This is a genomic window from Staphylococcus sp. Marseille-Q1834, assembly GCF_916858875.1.
Classification (GTDB): domain Bacteria; phylum Bacillota; class Bacilli; order Staphylococcales; family Staphylococcaceae; genus Staphylococcus; species Staphylococcus pragensis.
On sequence record NZ_CAKASN010000001.1, the window covers coordinates 409,410 to 432,690 of the forward strand.

22 protein-coding genes and 1 pseudogene are annotated in these 23,281 nt (G+C 33.3%); 8 read left to right on the forward strand and 15 right to left on the reverse strand.

All coding sequences use genetic code 11. From position 1 onward, the window contains the following. Positions 1-52: 52 nt before the first annotated feature. The 7 genes and pseudogenes from LIX58_RS02120 to norA all read right to left on the reverse strand — a co-directional run bounded on the left by LIX58_RS02120 (position 53) and on the right by norA (position 8,065). The gene (locus LIX58_RS02120; protein WP_126565064.1) at positions 53-1,435 is read right to left on the reverse strand and encodes a hemolysin family protein; all 1,383 of its coding nucleotides are present in this window, start codon (positions 1,433-1,435) and stop codon (positions 53-55) included. 385 nt (positions 1,436-1,820) lie between these two features. After that, positions 1,821-3,794 (reverse strand): annotated as a pseudogene (locus tag LIX58_RS02125) (fructose-specific PTS transporter subunit EIIC). Positions 3,795-3,799: 5 nt separating this feature from the next. Next, entirely contained in the window at positions 3,800-4,720 is a 921-nt protein-coding gene (gene pfkB / locus LIX58_RS02130; RefSeq protein ID WP_226386031.1) for a 1-phosphofructokinase, read from the reverse strand. Further along, on the reverse strand, positions 4,717-5,478 hold the full coding sequence (locus LIX58_RS02135) for a DeoR/GlpR family DNA-binding transcription regulator (RefSeq protein WP_126565062.1): 762 nt from the start codon (positions 5,476-5,478) through the stop codon (positions 4,717-4,719). Before LIX58_RS02135 ends, pfkB begins: the two co-directional genes overlap by 4 nt. A gap of 155 nt (positions 5,479-5,633) precedes the next feature. Further along, positions 5,634-6,113 (reverse strand): Cys-tRNA(Pro) deacylase, encoded by a 480-nt coding sequence (ybaK, locus tag LIX58_RS02140; protein ID WP_126565061.1) that lies wholly within the window; start codon positions 6,111-6,113, stop codon positions 5,634-5,636. Positions 6,114-6,201: 88 nt separating this feature from the next. Continuing rightward, the gene (locus LIX58_RS02145; RefSeq protein WP_154836483.1) at positions 6,202-6,678 is read right to left on the reverse strand and encodes a hypothetical protein; all 477 of its coding nucleotides are present in this window, start codon (positions 6,676-6,678) and stop codon (positions 6,202-6,204) included. Between the two features lie 214 nt (positions 6,679-6,892). Beyond that, positions 6,893-8,065: a multidrug efflux MFS transporter NorA gene (gene norA, locus LIX58_RS02150; protein WP_126565059.1), complete on the reverse strand. Its 1,173-nt coding sequence runs from the start codon at positions 8,063-8,065 to the stop codon at positions 6,893-6,895. 196 nt (positions 8,066-8,261) lie between these two features. Here norA and LIX58_RS02155 point away from each other — a divergent pair, with 196 nt between their 5' ends. From LIX58_RS02155 to LIX58_RS02165, 3 genes are all read left to right on the forward strand, one after another. Then, on the forward strand, positions 8,262-8,681 hold the full coding sequence (locus LIX58_RS02155; RefSeq protein ID WP_154836482.1) for a PPC domain-containing DNA-binding protein: 420 nt from the start codon (positions 8,262-8,264) through the stop codon (positions 8,679-8,681). Between the two features lie 186 nt (positions 8,682-8,867). Continuing rightward, positions 8,868-9,485, forward strand: coding sequence for a DUF1361 domain-containing protein (locus tag LIX58_RS02160; protein ID WP_226386032.1), 618 nt, complete (start codon positions 8,868-8,870; stop codon positions 9,483-9,485). Beyond that, a complete protein-coding gene (locus tag LIX58_RS02165) occupies positions 9,482-9,757 on the forward strand; it encodes a hypothetical protein (protein WP_126565056.1) in 276 nt (91 codons plus the stop codon). The genes LIX58_RS02160 and LIX58_RS02165 overlap by 4 nt, the downstream gene beginning before the upstream one ends. Positions 9,758-9,872: 115 nt before the next feature. On the opposite strand, the gene LIX58_RS02170 is transcribed toward LIX58_RS02165, so the two are convergent. The 4 genes from LIX58_RS02170 to LIX58_RS02185 all read right to left on the reverse strand — a co-directional run bounded on the left by LIX58_RS02170 (position 9,873) and on the right by LIX58_RS02185 (position 14,393). After that, positions 9,873-11,246: a cryptochrome/photolyase family protein gene (locus LIX58_RS02170; RefSeq protein WP_126565055.1), complete on the reverse strand. Its 1,374-nt coding sequence runs from the start codon at positions 11,244-11,246 to the stop codon at positions 9,873-9,875. 94 nt (positions 11,247-11,340) lie between these two features. After that, positions 11,341-12,909, reverse strand: coding sequence for an SLC13 family permease (locus LIX58_RS02175; protein WP_126565054.1), 1,569 nt, complete (start codon positions 12,907-12,909; stop codon positions 11,341-11,343). 168 nt (positions 12,910-13,077) lie between these two features. Continuing rightward, positions 13,078-13,374, reverse strand: a complete 297-nt coding sequence (locus tag LIX58_RS02180; RefSeq protein WP_154836480.1) for a hypothetical protein — start codon at positions 13,372-13,374, stop codon at positions 13,078-13,080. Between the two features lie 92 nt (positions 13,375-13,466). Beyond that, complete coding sequence (locus tag LIX58_RS02185) at positions 13,467-14,393, reverse strand: CobW family GTP-binding protein (protein WP_126565052.1); 927 nt, start codon at positions 14,391-14,393, stop codon at positions 13,467-13,469. Between the two features lie 223 nt (positions 14,394-14,616). Between LIX58_RS02185 and LIX58_RS02190 the strand changes: the two genes are divergently transcribed. Continuing rightward, positions 14,617-15,054, forward strand: a complete 438-nt coding sequence (locus LIX58_RS02190; protein ID WP_126565051.1) for a MarR family winged helix-turn-helix transcriptional regulator — start codon at positions 14,617-14,619, stop codon at positions 15,052-15,054. Between the two features lie 508 nt (positions 15,055-15,562). Here the strand turns inward: LIX58_RS02190 and cydC are convergent. Next, positions 15,563-17,227, reverse strand: a complete 1,665-nt coding sequence (gene cydC / locus LIX58_RS02195) for a thiol reductant ABC exporter subunit CydC (protein WP_226386033.1) — start codon at positions 17,225-17,227, stop codon at positions 15,563-15,565. Beyond that, positions 17,224-18,855, reverse strand: a complete 1,632-nt coding sequence (locus LIX58_RS02200; RefSeq protein WP_126565049.1) for an ABC transporter ATP-binding protein/permease — start codon at positions 18,853-18,855, stop codon at positions 17,224-17,226. Before LIX58_RS02200 ends, cydC begins: the two co-directional genes overlap by 4 nt. Positions 18,856-19,261: 406 nt before the next feature. Between LIX58_RS02200 and LIX58_RS02205 the strand changes: the two genes are divergently transcribed. From LIX58_RS02205 to LIX58_RS02220, 4 genes are all read left to right on the forward strand, one after another. Next, a complete protein-coding gene (locus LIX58_RS02205) occupies positions 19,262-20,131 on the forward strand; it encodes an undecaprenyl-diphosphate phosphatase (RefSeq protein ID WP_126565048.1) in 870 nt (289 codons plus the stop codon). Between the two features lie 281 nt (positions 20,132-20,412). Next, positions 20,413-21,087, forward strand: a complete 675-nt coding sequence (locus LIX58_RS02210; RefSeq protein ID WP_126565047.1) for a hypothetical protein — start codon at positions 20,413-20,415, stop codon at positions 21,085-21,087. A gap of 5 nt (positions 21,088-21,092) precedes the next feature. Beyond that, positions 21,093-21,554, forward strand: coding sequence for a YaiI/YqxD family protein (locus LIX58_RS02215; protein ID WP_126565046.1), 462 nt, complete (start codon positions 21,093-21,095; stop codon positions 21,552-21,554). After that, complete coding sequence (locus tag LIX58_RS02220) at positions 21,551-22,117, forward strand: TIGR00730 family Rossman fold protein (RefSeq protein WP_126565045.1); 567 nt, start codon at positions 21,551-21,553, stop codon at positions 22,115-22,117. The genes LIX58_RS02215 and LIX58_RS02220 overlap by 4 nt, the downstream gene beginning before the upstream one ends. A 63-nt stretch (positions 22,118-22,180) precedes the next feature. Here the strand turns inward: LIX58_RS02220 and LIX58_RS02225 are convergent, their stop codons facing one another. After that, positions 22,181-22,723 carry a GNAT family N-acetyltransferase gene (locus LIX58_RS02225; protein WP_126565044.1) on the reverse strand — a complete coding sequence of 181 codons (543 nt, stop codon included), beginning with the start codon at positions 22,721-22,723 and terminating at the stop codon, positions 22,181-22,183. Between the two features lie 105 nt (positions 22,724-22,828). Then, positions 22,829-23,125 carry a hypothetical protein gene (locus tag LIX58_RS02230; protein WP_103298198.1) on the reverse strand — a complete coding sequence of 99 codons (297 nt, stop codon included), beginning with the start codon at positions 23,123-23,125 and terminating at the stop codon, positions 22,829-22,831. Positions 23,126-23,281 lie beyond the last annotated feature (156 nt).

The window sequence follows — 23,281 nt, forward strand, 5'->3', positions numbered from 1 at the left end:
ATATGTATAAAAATAAAGACACTTAGGTTTCAGTACCCAAGTGTCAGTTATTTTATTCATCAGCATCTTGTTTATGCTTATGTTTATGGTCTTGGTTATCTTCATCGTCTTCATCATCAATCGTTGGTCTAGTTTCAAGAAATTGATATTTTAAAATAACCCAAACTAATTGATGATTATCCATTTCAGAGATAATCCAACGATCGTAGTTAGTATCAATATGATCATTTACTTGTAAATTAGTGTTATGAGCTTGTAGCCAACCACCAATCGTATCGATATCTTCTGAATCTTCGAATTCAATACCAAATTGTTCGTTTAAATCATCTAAAAGAACACGTCCATTAATTTGATACGTATCATCTTCAAGTTTAACGATATCGTTCACTTCATCATCGTCAAACTCATCTCTGATTTCACCAACAATTTCTTCTAGAATATCTTCCATCGTTAAAATACCAGCAGTACCACCATATTCATCAATAATTAAACTAATATGAACATGCTCACGTTGCATTCTCACTAAAGCATCACTGATACGCGTTGTTTCAGATATCATTGGTAAGTCATGAATATAATTAGCAATTTTAATTGGCTTACCTGATGCGTATTCAGTTAAGAATTCCTTGACGTTAATAAATCCTTTAATGTGGTCTTTGTCACCATCTTCAGTGATTGGATAACGTGTAAATTGATGTTCTTTGATTGTTTCGAGTAATTCATCCACATTGAAAGGTTCGTTTAATGTAACCATTTGAGTACGTGGCACCATGATATCTTTCGCATGTCTTTCATCGAATGAAAAGATATTTTGCATATAGTTAAGCTCAGTTTGGTTAATTTCTCCACCATTATAACTATTGTTGATAATAATCTTAATCTCTTCTTCTGACATCGCATCAGTTTGAGCATCTGGATCTACACCAATCATTCTAATAATGACACGCGCAGAACCATTCATTAACCAGATTAATGGTTTCATGATATTTCCGAAATAGTATAGTGGTCTAGCATATGTTAATGCTAATTTCTCTGTATGTTGAATTGCTATAGATTTAGGTGCTAATTCACCTAGAACTACATGTAAATATGTTACAGCAATGAATGAAATAATGAATGAAATTGTTGTTGTTAAGGCATCAGGTAAATGAAGTAAATCAAAGATAGGATGTAACAACTTTTCAAATGTTGGTTCACCTAACCAACCTAATCCTAAAGAAGTTACCGTAATACCTAACTGACAAGCTGATAAGTAATAATCTAAGTTTGCAATCATTTTCTTAACAATCTTAGCACTACCGTTTCCTTCATCAGCCAATTGTTCAATTCTTGTAGAACGAACTTTTACTAACGCGAATTCTGAACCTACGAATACTGTAGTTAAAGCAATTAATAAAAAGAATATTACTAAGTTTATTATGGTCACTGTATCCAATTAATTCCCTATTTCTAGGGATTCACCTCCAAATATTATGTGTCCCATATGGGTAACACGGATTTATTGCGTTTTTCTTTATAACAATATGTTCACATGTTAAGACCTTCCCATTGCGACACCCCCGAAAAAATGTATTACTTTTATTTTATCATATATTAATTATAAATAGTTGAATGTAACGCTTTTAAATGAAAAGTTACAACTTATCATTTAAAACTATGATTGCATAATAGTCAAGGACGTCTACAGACTCTTACTCATTTAGCATCTTTCTATTCTATACTCTCATATGTCTACCCATTTTTGCATGTTTTAACATTAATTTTAAATAAAAATCTCTTGCCCTATTTCTCAAGAGCAAGAGATTGATTAATCTATTATATTATTCATCCATAGATTCAGATGCTTTAATTTCGTCACGTGTTAATTTAGGTTTTAAGATACCGTACATAAATGCTGAAACTAAAGTACCTACGACTAAAGCGATTAATGTTTGTAAAATATGGCTAAAGTCTGTAGCTGCGATAACGATGATACCACCGTGTGGCGCATTAATTCTTGAGCCAAGTGCTAATGCGATCGCACCACCAACACCTGAACCTACCATCATTGATGGAATCACACGTAATGGGTCAGCTGCTGCGAATGGAATTGCACCTTCTGTGATGAATGAAAGTCCCATTACATAGTTTGGTACGATTGAACCGCGTTGTTCTTTAGTAAATTTACGTTTGAAAATGAGCATTGCTGTTGCAATTGCTAATGGTGGAATCATACCACCTACCATAGCTGCTGTAATTGGTGCTGCGTTACCTTCAGTTAAAGCAGCTGTAGCGAATACGTATGCCGCTTTGTTGAATGGACCACCCATATCGATAGCCATCATAGCACCGATAACTAAACCAAGTAAGATAATATTTGAACCTGATAAACTGTTTAAACCATTTAATAATAAGTTATTTAACCATGCTGCTGGTGGATTAAATACATAAATCATTAATAAACCAGTGATTGTTACACTTAATAATGGATAAATTAATGTTGGTTTTAAACCTTCTACAGCTTGTGGTAAACCACGAGTAATATATTTAATACCTTGAGTTAAGTAACCTGCTAAGAAACCTGCAATAATACCACCAATAAATCCAGAACCACCTGAAATAGCTAACATACCACCGACTAAACCAGCTGCGAAACCTGGTTTGTCTGCAATACTACGCGCAATGAAACCAGCTAAAATTGGAATGATTAAAGCGAAAGCACTCTTATTACCAATGTTCCATAATTGTTCAGCAAATGCATTATGTTCCGCACTCTTAGGATCAAATGAGTTAGGACCGAATAAGAATACAATCGCCATTAAGATACCACCAGCGATAACAAGTGGTAACATATTTGAAACACCATTCATTAAGTGTTTGTAGAATGCTTTACCAAAACTTTGTTTTTCATTACTTTCACTGCTTTGAGCTTTAGAACTACCGCCACGAGCTACGAATGGTTTACGACTTGTATCAAGTGCAGTATTAATTAACTCTTCTGGTCGTTTAATACCATCAGCAACTGGTACTTCAACCACATTTTTACCATCGAAACGATCTGTTTCAACATGTACGTCAGCTGCAACAATAACACCTGTCGCTCTTTCAATATCTTGTTGTGTTAAATGGTTTTTAATACCGCCAGATCCATTTGTTTCGACTTTAAATTTAACGCCCATTTTATCAGCTTGTTTTTTCAAAGCATCACGCGCCATATAAGTATGAGCGATACCTGTAGGGCAAGCAGTAACTGCAAGCACATATGGTTCATTTGAATTTTGAGTTGCAGTGCCAGCAGTTGCCGCGCCAGCTGTAGCAGCTTCTTGTTCTTGCGCCTCTTTTTCTTCTTCTTTAGTTGCTTCATCATCTGCGTTGTCAATAATTTGAAGTACTTCTTCAGGAGAATTAGCATGTAATAAGTTTTCTCTTACTTTGTCATCCATTAAAATACCAGATAACTTAGCTAATGCATCTAAATGTGTTTATGCGCCACCTTCTGGAGCAGCAATCATAAAGAATAAGTGTGCAGGTTGTCCATCTAAACTTTGATAATCAACACCAGCTTTAGATTTACCAAAAGCGATTGCCGGAGATTTTACGGCAGCCACTTTAGCGTGTGGAATGGCAATACCTTCACCAATACCAGTTGTACTTTGTGATTCACGATTGTGGATAGCTTCTTTAAATTGAGTAATATCACTCAATTTACCAGCTTTATCTAATTGATTAACTAATTCGTCAATGACACCATTTTTATCTGTAGCTGATAAATCCATTGCAATCGTTGATTTTGTCAGTAATTCTGTAATTCTCATCTATTTCACTCCCCATCAAGTACTGTAATAGTAACTTGTGATTTAATATTTTCTATATCTTCAATATTAGCTAAATCTTCTGTGAACGCTGTAGCTGTTCCAGAGGCTACGGCTTGTTGAAAAGCATCTTCAAGTGATAAACCAGATTCTAGACCAGCTACCATTCCAGCAACTGTACTATCTCCAGAACCTACAGTGTTAACAACTTGTCCTTTAGGGTTTTGTGCTTTAATACTGCGTTTATCATCAATATAAATAGCACCATCGCCACCTAGAGAAATAATGACAGATTGAGCACCCTCTTTTAAAATTTCTCTGCCATATTTCACAACATCTTCGTCACTAGTGACTGTCATATTAAACATTTCTTCCAACTCATCTTTATTTGGTTTAATAAATAATGGTTGATATTTCAATACTGTGTTAACTAAATCTTTTTCAGCATCGACTACTAATTTAGCGCCTGTTTGTTGCGTAATGCTAGCGATTTGTGCGTAAGCATCACTCGGAATGCTTTTCGGAACGCTACCAGCTACGATAACTGTATCTTCTGAAGTGGTTTGCTTAATTTGAGTTAACAATGACTGAAATTGTTCAGCTGTCACATTAGGACCTGGCGCATTGATTTCTGTTTCATCGCCAGATTTCAATTTAACGTTAATACGTGTATCATCATCTACTTTTATGAAATCTGTTTTAATATCACTTTGTTGTAAAGTATTGGCAATGAAATCTCCTGGAAAGCCTCCAGCAAAGCCTAAAGCAGTCGATTGAACACCTAGTGTTTTTAACACACGTGAGACATTGATGCCTTTGCCCCCAGCAAATTTATATGTTGCTTTGGCTCTATTTAAACCTTTAAGTTCAAAGCCATCCGTAAACATAATGTAATCGATGGATGGATTAAACGTTACTGTATAAATCATGACTCTCCTCCTAAAAATTGATATTTATCTCTATATTTAGCGTAGTGCTTGTGCATTTTTACTTGTTTAGAAACAATTAATTCCACTTGATGATTGTCTATTGGAACATGCGCGAAATATATTTCATCTAATTTTGATTGATCCAGTAAAATATACGATTGCGTTGCTTGTTCAATTGCTTTTTCTTTAATCAACGCTTCTTTTTCATCTGGCGTAGTAAAACCATATTTTAAATCAATGCCATTCATTCCTAAAAATGCTTTATCGAAACAATAACGACCTAAAGTATGTAAGGCACTTGCTCCTACTGTTGCAAGTGTAGTGGCTTTGACTTCTCCACCTATCATTAATGTTTTAATGCCTTGACTCAAAAGTTTCTCTACATGTGTGAGACCATTCGTTACTACAACAATATTTTTCGCTTTTATAAAAGGAATCATTTCAATTGTAGAAGAACCAGCATCCATAAATATACAATCATTATCTTGAATTAATTGCGCAGCTACTTTTCCAATTTCTCGTTTTTCTTTTAAGTTCAACGATAATTTTTCAGAAAGTACTGGCTCACTATTTCTCTTGGTATTAAGCATCGCTCCACCATGAACACGTTGGAGACGGCCTAATTGTTGCAACTTTGATAAATCTCTTCTTACTGTTGAAGCACTACAACCCGTGCGTTCAATCAATTCTTGAAGGGTTAAAAAATCAGTTTTTTTCAGTTCTTGTAGTATAATGTCATGTCGTTTTTCTGAAATCATTAGCTCACCCCTCTTCACCCCAAATTATAATGTGTACGCTTACATTTTTCAATCAAAAGTTGTCAAAAGCACTCAAAAACATTCAAAATAGCCATAAAAATGACAGATATTGCTTTCTTAATTTGTTCTGTAGCAATATCTGTTGAAATAGTTCGTTATTTTTGAAGGATATTGGCCGTTTGAGCATGGGTTATGTCAATTAAATCATTAACATTTACCACGATTTGAATGCCACGTTGACCACCACTTACATGTATTTTCTCTCTATTCAATGCCGACTGATCAATAGTAGTTTTAAACAAATGTTTCATACCGACGGGTGAACATCCACCACGAATGTAACCTGTCACTTGTTTTAAATTCTCCATTGGCATTAAAGTCAATTTCTTCTCATTCACTACATGCGCAGCTTCCTTTAAATCTAATGTTTCATTTACGGGTATCACAAAGACAAAATGATCATGGTTTGCATTTTCTAACACTAATGTCTTATATACATCATCAACATTCGCTCCTACTATATGGGCAATCGCTTTGCCATCCATATGACCATCGCCCACTTCGTAAGTTCTTACTTCATAGTCAATTTTTGCTCTATCTAACATTCGCATTGCATTTGTTTTCTTATGCTTCATTTTATCACCTCGTTAATACTGTTATTTATTCTACTACTATTTTGGCCAAATATAAAAAAAGCGCTCTTTTCTACTTAAAGAAAAGGCGCTATTTGTGATTAGTTGCTGTTATTGGTTCAATTTTACCCATCTTGTTAATGGCGATGTCGTTTGGTTGCTTACTGTCATTAGATTGAAGCGCAAACGTCACATCTTGATTCGTTTCATCTGTTTGATTCAGTTGCGTTGTTTTCCCATAATGTTGCTTTGAATAGTTCTCAGCAATAATTTTACATTCTTCAGCTGAATACATATGTGTTGGCTCAGTTTTATTTTCTTGTAGTTGATTATAACGAATTTCCGCTTTTTGTTCTTCTGCATTCTTTTCTGATGCTTTTGCCGTATGGTTGCTACTAATATTTAATATATCTTTGGCTTCTGATACTTTTCCCATTTTTGAAAATGAAGAAATCGTGTGATGTACTTTAGCTAAGGCATCTTGATTTGTTACGATAAACAGTAAAAAAGCTAAGCAAATTGATAAAATAATAGCTACCATACCTAATAGTATGTTTTTAAAGTTCATCTCCTTACCCACATTTCTCTCTAAATTTTTTCTTATCTTAACATACAAATGGGCAAAAATAATTATGTAGACTGCAATTTAAAATAACTGTAATCTTTGTAACAGTTATATTACCGAACGACTTAATATTGTTACATATTAACAACTTAAATGTAAAAAACAATAACCTCCCCAGTTAATATTTACATGCTAACTGGAGAGGTCTAATATAGGTTTATTTAGATGTATTGCGACCACGTTGTTTCGTTCGCAATGCCTTTTCAATAAAAATAATAAGAATACCAAGTAACATAACGATGATAGACATATATAATGGAAATTCTAAATTAACATCAAATAGTGCACCTGCTACGAGCGGGCCTATAAAGTTACCCATGCTAGTAAATGTAGAGTTCAAACCTCCAGCAAATCCTTGACGATTGCCTGCAATATTTGAGTAATAATTTGTCAGTGCCGGGCGAATTAAATCAAAGCCAATAAAGACAATGAAGCTAATAATCATAATTGTCCAGTAGTTATTGGATAATATAAGTAAACCAAGAACGATAGCTGAATATAATAACGACCACACAATAAATGTTAATTCCGTCATATATTTCATGAATTTATCGAAAAAGAAGACTTGGAAGACGGCACCTGCAATGCCTCCACCTACGATAGCAATTGAGATATCTCTTGGTGTATAATCTGCTTTCTCAGCTGTATATAATGAGAATAACGTTTCAAAAGCGGATAAACCAAAAGCTAAGACAAGTGTCAAAATAATTGGAGTAATAAAGACTTTCCAGTTAATTTTAGTGAGTGTTTCTGGTTCAAAGTTATGGAAAGTTTCATTCGATTCATGACGTGGACTATGAATTAATATTAAAGACAAAATAAATGCTAGAATACCAAGCGTACCTGCAAAATAAAATGGCGCGCGATGGGAGAATTCAGCAAGAAAGCCCCCTACTCCAGGTCCAAGAATGAATCCCGAATTAATAATGGCAGACATGTAACCAAAGTTTTTAGCTTTATCTTTAGCTGGTGAAATGTCAGCAATCATACCGGTTACACCTGGCATGACCATACCTGCGCTAAATCCTCCTAATATTCTGGAAATGATTAATGTTGAAAAATGATGACCGACTGCAAATAAATATTCTGAAATAGCGAATAAAATAAGACCGATACAAATAATTAACTTTTTACCTAATTTATCTGCTAAGGTGCCTCCAAAAGGTGAAATAATCATTTGAGAGAGCGCAAAGGCTGCAACTAATACACCTAGATCACTCCCTTTTAATCCTAAATCTTTTAAGTACACCGGTAGAACGGGGATCACTAATCCTATACCTACGAAGATTAAGAAAATATTGAAATATAATGTAAATAATTGTTTTTTCATGCTGTCACCTCTTTTCAAAGAATGTATCTTCACAAAATTTTATTAATATTTTTAGTTAAAAATTACATAATATTGAAACATTGTATACTATTCTCTTTCTATATTACAATAGGAAAATGTAAATTCTAAATAATTCAACTTATAACCTATCTCAACGTATAATGTAGTTAACTACTATTTATTTGAGGTGAAAATAATGAAATATCAAAAAGATGGTCAAACATTTCTTTTAGTATTAGATAAAGGTGAAGATATAGTAGAACAAGTAACGCAATTTGCTGAAGAACAAGAGATGAAATTTGGTACAGTGAGTGGTATTGGTGCTTGCGATAATGTAACATTGAATTTTTATAATTTAGAAACGCAAGAATACGAAGCAAGAGAAGTAAATGAAGCTTTAGAATTAACAAGTTTATTAGGCAATATTTCGCATATTGATGAACAACCCTTTGCACATTTACATGGAACATTTGGCACTCGCGATTTCCAAACATTAAGTGGGCATTTAACTAAAGCTAGAGTGTCAGCTACAGCTGAAATTGTAATTACAATGACAAATATGGATATTAACCGTACACACGATAGTGAAACAGGTTTAAATTTATTGCGTCCATAATTTCTTCGTATATCGGCTATTTATTAAAAATTGATAAATAGCTAATTGTTTTGTATTTCAGTGCTATATCAATTAATATGCAATATACAGGTAAATTAGTTGATTACCTATTTATGAAAGTTTAATATTAAAAATTGACTAAACAAATTTAGCGTTTTATTAATATCAAAGAAAGTAGTGTATGATATGACAGCGCGTTATATTGCAAGGCTATATTTTATTATTCTTTTTACTGTGTCATTATTTGAATCGCAGGTTTTTAATTTTATGAGTTTAAATCTTTTCTTAGCTTACATACCTTTTGAGCTATGTTTGCTTTTAAGACTATTTAAACCTAGAAAACTATTTGAATGGCCACTATTTATTGTGTTTGCACTTATTTTTATATTATTAGTGCCTAACACTTTTTATATGCTGACAGATTTAATACATCTTAACCAATTCACTTTTGATTTTTATGTACGTTTAAATTTAATGGAATGGATTTATTTCACATACTTACTTTTAGGTGTCTTTTTAGCAATTTATTGTATGGTATTAATTTTCATTAATTTATCTCATATCACTTCAAATCAATGGCTTAATCGTTCATTAATTATCGTATTAATGTTCTTGAATGGTTTAGGCATTTATATGGGACGTTTTTTAAGATTCCATACCGTACATCTCATTACAAGACCATTCACAATTATTCATCAAGTACTTAATGAGTTAAATCTTCATACTATTATTTTCGTACTATTAATGGTATTACTTCAAGCTGTTATTATTTTATTTGTAAAAGGAGTGCGTGTAGCGAAATGATGAATATTTTTTTACTCCTTATTATAATAGTAGCTTTGCAACTTGCTATAGGTCATTTCTTTAATCGTATTGGTTTCAGCATGGAACATAGTTTATTACTTATGCTATTACCACTAGGTATCGGTTTATTTCTTGTACAAGTTTTTTATTATGAACGTCACTACCCTAGATGGGAAGTACCGTTTCACGTAAAACTTAGATTAAAATATATGTATTTAATCACTTTCTTAGAATATGTAGGCGTTTATCTATGTTTATTTGTTTTAAAATAATATATGTATGATAGAAACTGACTGTAAAATTGAATAAATAAAGAAGCCAGTAAATGAGTTTATAACATTCATTTACTGGTTATTTTATTAGGAATTATATCCTTGACTCTTTAATTTAAAGATTTTTAAAAGTAGACATTACATATTCTCGAGCGCTTTTATGATCGACGATAGGTTCTGGATAGTCTTTACCTAATTTAAGCCCCTCTTTCTCAAGTTGTGATTGATGTTTTAACGGTTCATGTAGCCATTTAGCTGGCATATCCTCAAGTTCCGAAACAAATTTTTTAATATATAGTGCGTCTTTATCGAAACGCTCACTTTGTCTTATTGGACTAAACATTCTAAAGTATGGTACAGCATCTGTTCCCGTAGAAGCCGACCATTGCCAACCGTGAACATTTGAAGCTGAATCGAAATCTATAAGTTTCTTTCTGAAGTAATCTTCTCCCCATGTCCAATCGATAAATAAATCTTTAGTTAAGAATTGTGATACTACCATGCGCATACGATTATGCATATAGCCAGTTTCATTTAATTCAGCCATAGCTGCATCTACTATTGGGAAGCCTGTTTTCCCTTCATACCAACATTTGAAATCTTTTTTATCATACGACCATTTGATATGACGATATTTTTCATTAAAAGCTTCATGTGCCGTATTAGGATATTGCGTCATTAAAACATAATAAAATTCACGGAACATTAATTCTCGGATAAACTTTTCAAAATTACTTTCATCTTCTTCGTAACTTTCCAGTAACTCAGTGATAATCTGTTTAATATCAATAAGTCCGTAAGCTAATACGATACTTAATTGACTTGTTAATACTTCAGGTAAATACTCTCTATTTGAATCGTAATTTTGAATATCATTTTCTAAAAAGTCGTGCCACTGATCTAAGGCCTGTTCTTCAGATAAACCATCATTTGAATCATCTTTATCTAATGTTTGTTGAGATTTAGCACATAATTTTGCAATATCTTTGAGATTATAATCATAAGCTGAGTGTTGTCGTAAGCTAGAACGATGTGCTTTGTAAAAACTTGTGAACACTTTATATGGCGTACCTTGTTTATTCATTGTGGTACTTGGTTTAAAGTAATGATTCGCTCTTAACGTAACTACCGAAATATCATAGTTATTAAATGCTTTTTTCAAGTGGCGAATGTCATAACTTTCTTGATGATAGCTCATAATATCGCCTGCCACGACCACCTCTTCAATATGCTTGTCCTTGCAAAAGTCCCCTAACTCGCTATATTCAATTAAAAATGGTTCAATATCGTGTTTTTTTAATTCTTTTAAAAAGTTGTCCAACACACCGTAATAATAGTTACGTTTCATTTCAGTGCCTTCTTCCTCAAATATTTCCTGAGGAATAATTAAATAACATTGATCAATATCATTTTGTTGTTGGCTTATATATTCAAATAATGGATTATTTTGTGTTCGAAAAACTCTATTCAATATGACACCTATATTCATCATTTCACTCCTCACTTCGCGTTCATTTTCTTTACCCTTTTTCAAGAGAATAAAAAACGTGAAGTACAACTATGTCATCTCATATTTAAAATAACTATACTAAACCAAGCCAATGCCAATACGTTAAACTCAATATGATGACAAGTATATAGCCAACAATTGTTAAAGGAATGCCTGTCTTTAAGAAGTCTTTAACCGTAAAGGTATTTGTACCATACGCAAGCATGTTTTGAGGGGCGCTAACTGGTAGTAAAAATCCGAAACTAATAACAAACTGCTGTATTAATACAAATCCTATAGATTGATCACCAAGATGTAGGGTCGATGTTAATGAAATAAATACCGGAATCAGTGCTGATGCTAAACTTGTAGCACTTGCGAAACCAAGATGTATGATAATGTTAAATAATGTAATTAATGCGATGGTAGCGATAATTGGTAGATGATCAAGACCCATTAAGCCAAATGTTTTATCGCTTAGCCATTGCGCTGCACCCGTTTTTAACAATACATTGCCTAAAGATATACCGACACCAAATACAATAATTGTGCCCCATGGGATTTTCTTTTCAACGCCTTTCCATGACATTACTCCTACTTTCGGCGTAAGCATGATAGCTAAAGCAATAATCGTTATAGAAGCTGAGTCTATGGGATGTAATATTTTTTCTGTTGACCAAAAAATAAGTAATAAAATTGAAATAACAATTAAACGCCATTCTTGAGGAGAAACAGGACCTAATTTATCAAGCTCTGCTTTAATTAACTTCTTCCCACCTTCAATTGATTCACGTTCTGGAGGCATAACTTTCATCATTATAAAATATAAAGCGATAGACATTAGTATAGACCATGGTGCAGCATATAAAAACCATTCTCCCCATGAAACATCATGCCCTAAGTTTTGATTAATAAAATTTACCGCTACAATATTCTGAGCAGCAGCCGTTTTAATACCTATATTCCAGATGGATACAGCTTGTACAGCTGTAATAATTAATAATGAAGCCAGTTTACTATCTTTCGATACTTTAAATGCAGCAATCATTCCAAGTAAAATCGGAACTACTGCGCCAGCTCTAGCAGTAGCTGAAGGTACAAAGAAGGCTAAAATAATAGATACTAAAATAGCACCAATAACTATATTACGTGTTTTATTTCCTACTATAGATAACACAAGTAAAGCTAAGCGTTTATGTAAATTTGTTTCTTGCATAGCTGCAGCTAAAAATAAAGCGGCTGCTACAAGTGCAACTGCAGAGGTTGAGAACCCACTAAAAGCGTGACTCAGTGCATTCCCTGTCCCTAATAAATCATTACCAGATAATATTTTATCGCCAGCTTTCGGATTACCAAGCTTTTCAGTAAGATTTTGAACTGGACTAAAACCGAGAATTAAAATAATTAAACCTAAAATCATTGTAGAAGATACTGGATAAGTAACCGCTTCAGTTACCCACATAATCACTGCAAAAGCTAAAATCGCTAAGGCGCCCTTAGCCATAATAGGTAAGCCTGCTGGTGTAGGTAATAATAAAATAATAAATAAAACAACAAAACTTGCTATAATCCAAAATGGCTTATATCCTTTGCTTTTCTTTTCATTTTCTTTCTGATGATTTGCGCTTAAATTTTCCGTTTTTGATAACGTTTTGTCTGACATTTTTATTACCCTCCTTTAAGATGGATACACTACTAGTATATCAAGAAAGCGCTTTATTTAAATAATACACAAAATAATGTCCTTAATTTTTAATAATTTTTAGATAAAAAATAAAAGAACTTTGAAATGCTATTAATACATCACAAAGTTCTTTTTAATACAGTTGGTTTATCCAAAAATTTCACGATTTAATCCAAATACATATAGTAATATAAAGAATACTGCGGCACTTAAAATCGTTAAAATCAATGTTAAAATTAGCGTTCGCTTAAATTTATTAATAAATGCGATAAATAACATACCTAAATTATAAGCAAAGAAAAGGCCGAATAATGCCATCGTTACTTTGATATTAGTATAAAAAATGTTTAGTAATAAAACGATAATCGCAAAAATAACATATGGCATTGTAATCCATTTAAATTCAAAGCTGATTTGCTTTGTACGTTTATCTTCATTATTCATGCACAAACCCTCCTTTTTACATTATAAGATATAACCTAACTTTCTCCTATATATTACATGTGACAAAGTCTTAACATTCACATGAGTCTCTTTTAAGTAAATTGAATCATCTCTAACTGGTTACGCAGACGATTTATATCTATACCTTCTCCAATAATTACAATCGTTAAAGGGACATTTTTATCGATTACTCCATAATCGGGTAAGCCCATAGAATATTGGAATTCATATGTCGCTTCAGGCAAATCTCTGAATTTTACAAAACCCTTTAAACGTAAGACATTATCAGGCAATCTTAAAATAAATTGATAGAAGAGTTGGCGATCTATGGCAGAGGTAAACGTATATTGCATAGATTGAATGCCATGATGATGAGCATGACGATGTGATGTTAATGGATGATGATTACTCCCCTCTAACTGTTCATCATCCACTTGGCTATACGTCGTACTAATTAGCGTCGCTTGAGAGTTAAGACGTTTTAATTCGGCTTCAATATCTCGCAATACTTCTTCCTCTACTAAATCAGTTTTGTTAAGAATAATCACGTCACTATATGCAATTTGCTCTTCCATTAAACGCATAGTCGACTCAGTGTAGTCATCTTTTTTTGAAAATCGTTGCGCATCTACGAGACCAATAATTTGTGGCGTTTGCACCTCTTTAATAATAGTAGGATCTTGGCATGCAGTAAAAATTTCTAATGGATGAGCAATACCTGTTGCTTCAATGACAATATGTTGCGTTTCTTCTTGTTGAACTAATATATTCAATTGATTGACTAAATCATTATTTAAATCACAACAGACACAACCATTAATTAAAGATTTAACCGACACATCTTCGCCCACTAACAAGCTGTCGACATCAAATTGTCCAAATTCATTCATAATAATAGTAACTTTCTCATCTTTTTTTAATAATTGGTCTATATAATATTTTAAGAATGTAGTTTTGCCACTTCCTAAGAAGCCACTAACAATTGTAATAGATATTTTTTCATTTTTATTATTTATCATTTTTAAAACTCTTTTCTAATCAAAAAATATTTGAATTTGATAATATAAGTATATGTTTTAGATTATACTTGATTAAAATAGAATTATCTTCTAAAATTTAAGCATACTTTAATTTTAGCATGGCATTGAAACGAAGTGTGTTGCAAGTTACATTTTACACAACATAGACGAAATTTAATCCGAAATATAGAGAGACGGATAGAATGTCTGGAGGAGAACTTTAATGTCTGAACAACATAATTTGAAAGAGCAACTATGCTTTAGTTTGTACAATGCACAAAGACAAGTAAATCGCTACTATTCAAATAAAGTCTTTAAAAAGTACAACCTGACTTACCCACAATTTTTAGTGTTAAGTATTTTATGGGATGAATCTCCTGTAAATGTTAAAAAGGTAGTAACTGAACTCGCCTTAGATACTGGTACGGTATCACCTTTATTAAAAAGAATGGAACATGTTGATTTAATCAAACGTGAACGTTCTGAAGTTGACCAACGTGAAGTATTCATTCATCTTACTGAGAAAAGTGAAAAAATCAAACCTGAATTAAGCGATGCATCTACAAAAGTTGCTACCGCTTCTTCATTAAGTACTGATGAAGTGAAAGAACTCAATCGTCTATTAGGCAAAGTCATCGACGCCTTTACTGAAAACAAATAAAATGACATGCTAATACAACGCTAATTAAAGTTATACGGTTTGAATCAATTTTATATATTTATCAATAACGAAAAACCTGAGGTATCTAAATGCAATAGATATCTCAGGTTTTTCGTTTCAATTAATATTTATACAAATGGTTTTAGAAATGAACTGCAAATATTGGTACATAGTTAAAAGTATTGATACACGTAAGTGCTATGCACTTATGTAAGAAATTCTAAAAATAAACTACGATTGTTGTTGAGTGACGCCTGAGGGAGTTAGAGTTATTAATGAACGTAAGTATTCACACACTTACGTAAGTAGTTCTAAGATAGATAACGAAGTGTAGTTGTGAAGACTCCTAGGGGAGCAGTGCTAGTCGAAGACTACAGGCTGAGACAGCACCCCTGGAAAGCGCAACAACTTAAACGAGTGAATATCTATCTAAGAACGCCTTTACATGACTACAGGCTTGAGCCTTTCCCGCAAGAAAGCGTCGCAACAAAAATGAGTAAATGTTCATCTAAGCATTTTCTTTCATCAAACGACTGAAATAACTATCCTTTTCAACTAGAGCTTCATAACTCCCTTGTTCAATCACTTGACCATCAATCATCACAACAATTTTATCAAATCGCGATAGTAACTCTATATCATGCGTAGCAACTACCATTGTTTCCGAATATTGTTCCACCAAACGCATCACATTTTGAGTATTCGCTTCATCCAATGCTGTCGTTGGTTCATCTAATATCCATACATCCGCCTTTTTCAAGAGCAAGCGCGCAAACGCCAATCGTTGAATCTCTCCTCCCGATAACGTATGCCCATCAAGTGTAAGCTGTTGATCTAATTTTAAATGTCCTAAATTAACTTGTTCTAACACTTGCAGTAATGTTTCATCCTTTTCTTCTGAAAATAAATTCTCGCGAATGGTACCGTCAAATAACTGTTGCGCTTGCAATAACACGTTAAGTTCACTATAACGTGCATCCTCTGTGATATCTGTCACTGTCTGACTATAAAGTCTAACGTCACCATGTGGTATCTCATATAAACCACTTAAAATTTGAAGTAACGTACTTTTACCAGAACCAGACGGACCGATAATTGCCACTTTCTCTCCCTTATTGACAGTTAAATTAATTTTATTTAACACCGGCGTCTCTTGATAGAGATAATTAAACGTTAGATCTTTAACTTCAAATACGTTTCCATCTCTAGAAGTAATGTCAGAGGTTGAAGTAGTAGTAGGATACGACAAAACACCATTTAAATCTTCCAACGCTTCATCTGTATCGGCTTTATAATATGCAAAGTTACTCATTGGAACGGCTTGTTCAAATAGCGTCAACATCATTAATACAATACTTGTTAAATAGATAACATTAAGCTGACCATTGCCCACTTGTATTGCACCGAGAGCAAGACTCGCAAATAGAGCTAACATTGCAAGTATATTTAGCATATAATCATACAACGTTAAGAAACGTGTCTCTTTCGCTTGCAATGTATCATACTGATGCATTGATGTGAGCACAGCTTGACGATATGCTTCAGTTTGATTAAAACAATTTAATTCTTCATAACCTTCTTTATAATCATAAAATTTCGCTAAAGTATCTTGTTGCTGTAATGCCACTTGTTGTTTTAATGTACGTGCACGCTTAGCACTAAGCCACGGTACTATCCATAACGAACATAGCATACTAATCACAATAATAATTGCATGTGCCACGCTAAAATAAATCAACGTTACAGCTGCAATCATTGCTGTAAAGCCAATAACGATTGGTGGGTAGTACACACGTAAATAGATGTTTTGAAGTGCTTCTACTTTACTTATCATTTTAGAAATAAGGTCACTTGATTTATATTTACGATAAATATTCGGTACACGTGGAATTAAGTGTTTCAAGAATTGCACCCTTACATCACGAAGCATTGTAAATGTCGTGCGATGGGACAATAAGCGTTCTCCATAGCGTGCAAAAGCACGTAGGAAACCAAATAATTTTACAGATACAACGAGTACCATTAACGCATATAAGGGGGCACCTAGGGCACTTTGAGTAACCATATACCCGCTTAGAAAGAACATAGCTAATGCCACTAAACCTCCTGCTATGCCTGTTAATATCGCTAATATCAAATCTTTATCAGGTCGAAATTGAATACGTGGTTTCATCGTTGTTCACCACCTTTTGTGTAACTCACGGAAATATCATCATCATCTTTAATAAGTTGTCCGTGTTCAATAAATAAGCGACGCGTTGCTTGTCGAATAGTAGATGTACGATGCGCAATGATAATCATTGTTGTATGCTCGAAATATTGCGCAATGGCTTGTTGAATCACTCTTTCGGTGTCTAAATCTAAACCTGTCGTCGGCTCATCAAAAATGACGATATCTGGATTTGTTAATAGCACGCGTGATAATTCAAGACGACGCATTTGTCCTCCAGATAACATTTCGCCACCTTCCCCGATAGGCGTATGGATGCCTTGAGCTAAGCTTTGGACTTTATCTTGAAGTCCTACCCTTTCTAATACTTCAAGAACAACTTCATCTTTGACGTCCTTAAACATCGCAATATTTTCTTTTATTGTTGCTGAAAATAGGTATGGATGTTGACTAAGCATGCCTATATTAGACACGTCACTGCTAAATGTCACATTTCCATGTGTCGGTTTGAGCGACTGTGTAAGTAAGCGCGCCAGTGTTGTTTTACCTGCTCCACTTGGGCCTACAATGGCAATTTTCTCACCTTGATTAATCTTTAATGATACGTCTTTGATGACAAATGTAGTGGTGTTAGGATATTGATAATGAACATTTGCCATCTTAATTTGGGACGTTTGTGTAGGTACAATTTCTGGTTTACTGTTTGGTTCTGCATTTTCAGAAGCTAAAAATTCAAATACGATATCGCTTGCACCTTCACTTTGCTTGCCGGTATGGAAAGCTTGGCCTAAATCTTTGATAGCATTGTAAAATTCAGGCGCTAGGATAATCGCGATTGCGGCTGTTCTAAAGTTAATGTTATGAAAGACGACGAGGCTCAATGCTGCTTCTAATGCTACTAATCCAATGCCAAGCATGCTAATAAATTCGAGCATAAGGCCTGAGAGGAAAGCGCTACGTAGAATTCGCATCGTGAGATCTCTGAATTGTGTGCTATCTTTATAGATTTGGGATTCTGTGTGTTCAGTACGTTTAAATAGCTTTAATGTGATGAGACCCTGTGTTACGTTTAAAAATCTTTGGCTAAATTGGTTAAGATGTGTCATTTGGTCTTTGGATTCGTCTCGTGTCTTCAGGCCAAATATAATGTAAAACAGCGGAATAAAGGGCGCTGTGACTATCATGATAAGTGCTGTATTTAAATGAATAAAACACATGGCTAAGATAATAATGAATGGTATCATCATTGATTTAAAGACTTGGGGTAAATAGCTTTTGAAAAATGGTGCTAAGCCATCAATCGTTTCTGTCAAAATGTTAATTTGTGTACCAATGGCGACGGATGACTGTTTAAATAATACTTGTTCTCTGAGCTGATGTTTTATTTTTGTTGCTAATCGATCACCTAAGCGCAAATTAATCGTATTTAATGTGGCTCTTAAAATAAGTACGATTAAAATCAGTAATAATAATGGATAAATAGAGGTATGTTGGTGATAAAGCATGCGATTTAAGAATTCGGCAATACTCATATTTTGTATCACTACGCTAATGGCGAGTAACAAACTGATGATTCCCATAAAAAATGGGAATATTTTATATTTAAAGACTAAATTCATTAGTTTTTTCATTTTAACTTCACCTAATTTACTATTATAAGAACTTATAACCTATTTATCATTTAATTAAATTTGAAAAATTAGTGACAAGGTGGATTGCTAGTAATATAAGATGAGGTGCTTTTATATTTTGAGTGTATGCAGATTTCATACTTTAGTCCGTTGTATTGAATAGGTCATTAAATATAAATTATTAAGTGGGTATTTAAAATATTTTGTAACATAACAACTATTTATATGTAGCACTTTCATTATAAAATTTATTTTCTCTTTCTATTTTTTGATGTTTATAGTGTTCTACTTTAATATCATTAGCAAAGCTTTAATTTAATATGATATTATAATAAAGTGAATTTTGACAACAATATATTTTAAGACTACAAAATTTTAATTTTTTAATAAAAGAAAGAGGTTACTTATGATTATTATCGAGTTTATCAAAGCTTTAATCCTAGGTATCGTTGAAGGTTTGACTGAGTTTGCGCCAGTATCCTCAACAGGACATATGATTCTTGTTGACGACATGTGGTTAAAATCAACGAATTTTCTAGGTTCTCATTCAGCTTTTACTTTTAAAGTTGTCATCCAATTAGGATCTGTTTTTGCGGCAGCTTGGGTCTTCCGTGAACGTTATTTCGAAATGTTACATATTGGAAAACATAGAAACTCTTCTATAAATGAAGAATTTCGTTCTAAACCACGTCGTTTAAACTTATTACATATATTAGTTGGGATGATTCCAGCTGGTATTTTAGGCGTATTATTTGATGATTTTATTGAAGAACATTTATTTAGTGTGCCAACTGTTATGATTGGTTTATTCCTTGGTGCAATTTACATGATTATAGCAGATAGATTTAGCACTAAAGTCAAAAACCCACAAACTGTGGACCAAATTACTTATCTTCAAGCTTTTGTAATTGGTATTTCACAAGCGATAGCAATGTGGCCTGGTTTCAGTCGTTCTGGTTCTACAATTTCAACTGGTGTACTTATGAAATTAGACCATAAATCGGCTTCAGATTTCACATTTATTATGGCTGTACCAATTATGTTAGCAGCTAGTGCTTTATCATTAGTTAAAAACTTACAATATATCGAACTTGCACATATTCCGTTTTATTTAATCGGTTTCTTAGCTTCATTTATTGTTGGTTTAATCGCAATCAAAACATTCCTACACTTAATTAATAAAGTTAAATTAATTCCGTTCGCTATTTATCGAATCGTATTAGTAATCTTTATCGCAATTCTTTATTTCGGTTTCGGAATTGGTCAACATATTTAATATACAAGAGGTTGGGACAAAAGCGTTTAGGATTTGAGCAGAACCGAACAATGAGCAAAATTGTTTCTCAAATTTTGTCGAGTTGTGAGAGATTCTGGCGAAAATCCTGCTTTTGGGACGCCGTTAATCGGTTTCCCAGAGCACAAATTCTTTATGTCTCAACCTTCTTTTTTTATTTTAAAAGCGTTCACAACAGTAAGTGTTTCCGCTAGTGCCCTCGTTTACTTTCATGTATCATAGGGTATTGAAGGGATATAGTAAAATTAATGGAGGCAACGAGTATGGACAAAAAGACGATCATTAAAACAACGATTAATGTATTACCAATTTTTCTTGTGCCACTAATTGTGGAACGTAAACGTATTAAGTCTCATCCTGACGTTCAAAAAGCTTCACACGCTACATCAAATGCGTCACATGCGATTGCTGGCAAAGCTTCAGATGTTAAAGATTATTTTGGTGATAAAAAACAAGAATTTGATAATAAACGCGAATTGAAAAAAATTGCGAAAGAAAATGATCCAAAATACATTCAGAAAAAAGGCGAAAAATTAGCGAAGAAAAATCGTAAAGAAGCTGACAAAATGGATAAAAAGCTTCAAAAAAATATTGAACAACGCCACAAAGAAGAAGAAAAAGCACGTGAGAAAAATGAAAAACAACGTATTAAAGAATTGAAAAAAACTCAAAAGTATCAAGAAAAAGTAGGTTTAACACCTGGTAAACTTGATGATGAAACTGAGAAAAAAGGCGAAAAGCTAGAAAAAGAAAATAAAAAAGAAGTTAATAAATTAGATAAAAAACTTCAAAAGAGTATTGATAAGCGTCATAAAGAAGAGAAGAAACTTCAAAAGCAACAAGAAAAAGCACGCATCAAAGAAATGAAAAAGTTTAAAGATTATGATGCTAATAGTGTAGTAACTCAAAATAAACAAGAAGATTATACTAAGGCATAATTTTTATGACAACAGTATTTATTGATGGCGATGCTTGTCCAGTAGTCGATTCAGTTATTGAATTAACTTCTGGGACAGGCATTTTTGTTACAATTTTACGTAGTTTTAGTCACTTTTCAAATAAGGTTTATCCTGAACATGTGAAGACGTTGTATATAGATGATGGCCCTGATGCCGTAGATTATAAAATTATTCAACTAGCAACCTCGGATGATATTGTGATTACACAAGACTATGGTTTAGCTAGCTTACTGTTATCTAAAGTTCAACTGGTGATGCATCATAAAGGGCATATTTTTAATAATCAAAATATAGATATGTTATTACAACAACGTTATAATAACGCACTTATTAGACATCAAGGTGGTCGACATAAAGGGCCTCCCCCATTTTCAAAAGAAGATAAACAACAATTTAGAATAGCATTTAAACAAGTTATTCAGCAATTGAAGGAGGATACAATATGAAACGTATTGCGGTATATTGCGGTGCAAGTAAAGGAAATGATCCAATTTACGTTGAAGAAGCTTACAAATTTGGTAAGTATATGGCCGAGCAAGGTTACGAGTTAGTGTTCGGTGCTGGTTCAGTTGGGATTATGGGCGCCATTCAAGATGGTGTATTAGATCATGGTGGTCGTGCCATTGGTGTGATGCCTAAAATGTTAGATGAACGTGAAATTACGAGTCAAAAAGTAAGCGAATTGATTCTAGTGGATTCAATGCATCAACGTAAAGAAAAAATGACGGAATTAGCAGATGCCTTTGTAATGGCTCCTGGTGGTGCAGGATCACTTGAAGAATTCTTTGAAATGTATAGTTGGGCTCAAATCGGCATTCATCAAAAACCTATTGGCGTTTTCAATCTAAATGGCTTCTTTGAACCGCTTCAACAGTTAATCGCTCATATGATTGGAGAAGGGTTTATTGATAAAAAGTATAAAGATTTAGCCCCTCTTTACGATACAAAAGAGGAATTAATAGAGGGTTTATTAAATTATAAACCTTTAGGTGTTCGTACATACGACTAATTTGGCAATAATTAAGCGACATTAAGAATGGATACCATATCCGTTCAAATGTCGCTTTTTTCATTAAGTTAATTTTTTATAATAACGTATTTGTCGCTTTAACATATGGTATTTACTTAATTCTGGTAATTCAAAGTTGTCGTAAAAGGTCATACCAATTTTTTCCATTACTTTTCTGGAAGGTAAATTCTCTTCAGCTGTGAAGCTATATATCTCTTCAATGCCTTTTTCTTTTGCAAATTCAAGTACGGCTTCAGCACCTTCTGTAGCAATTCCATTGCCCCATACTTCTGGAATAAGACGCCAGCCAATTTCGTATAGCGGTAATTCTTCGAATGGATATTTGCTATCTTTAGGTAAGTAATTCACGCCGATATATCCCAACCATTCTCCCGTTTCTTTAAGTTCGACTGCAAATAAACCGATGCCCTTTTCTTTAAGTATGTCATCCATCTTTTTCATGTCTAATTCAGAACGACGATAGCTCAATAAACTTGGGAAATAACGTCTCACTTGTGGATTGGCATTCATTTTTTGAAAAGGTAATAAATCTGCTTGTTCCCAATCGCGTAATTTTAATCTTTCTGTCTCAATATAAACTACCATTACGACCACCTCAATACAGAGAAAATACAATTATTAAAAAAGTGCGATATGGTCGAAGATCCATAGCACACTTTATTTATACTTCGTTCTATTAAACTTTCTAGATTAAGCTTTTGAAATATAGCTAATAAGTTTAATGTGGACTGGAATTTCTTTTAATCGGTCACGTTGATCTTTCGGTGCAATAAATGTAGCATCTACAAAATCATTACGATGATTTAATTTAAATGTCGCAACAAATGTATCTGTGTCTGATTCAAAGTTTGGTAAATGTGCTACTACACGTTTAATTTCACCAGTAGAGTCTACAATTGTGCGTCCAGTAATATTCTCAATTTCACGACCTAATTCCGGTAATGTGATGTCGCGACCTTCTAAAATGTGAAAATCTTGTTCATGCATAAGTCATCTCTCCAATATTGTTTTTATTTAAATTTGTAACTAATCTAATTCTTAAAATTTTATAATTATGAATCATTCATAACTACATATACTCATCTTTTATTCTACGTTGTTGAATATGTATGAGCTAATTGTTGATAATGTAAGTATTTGTCT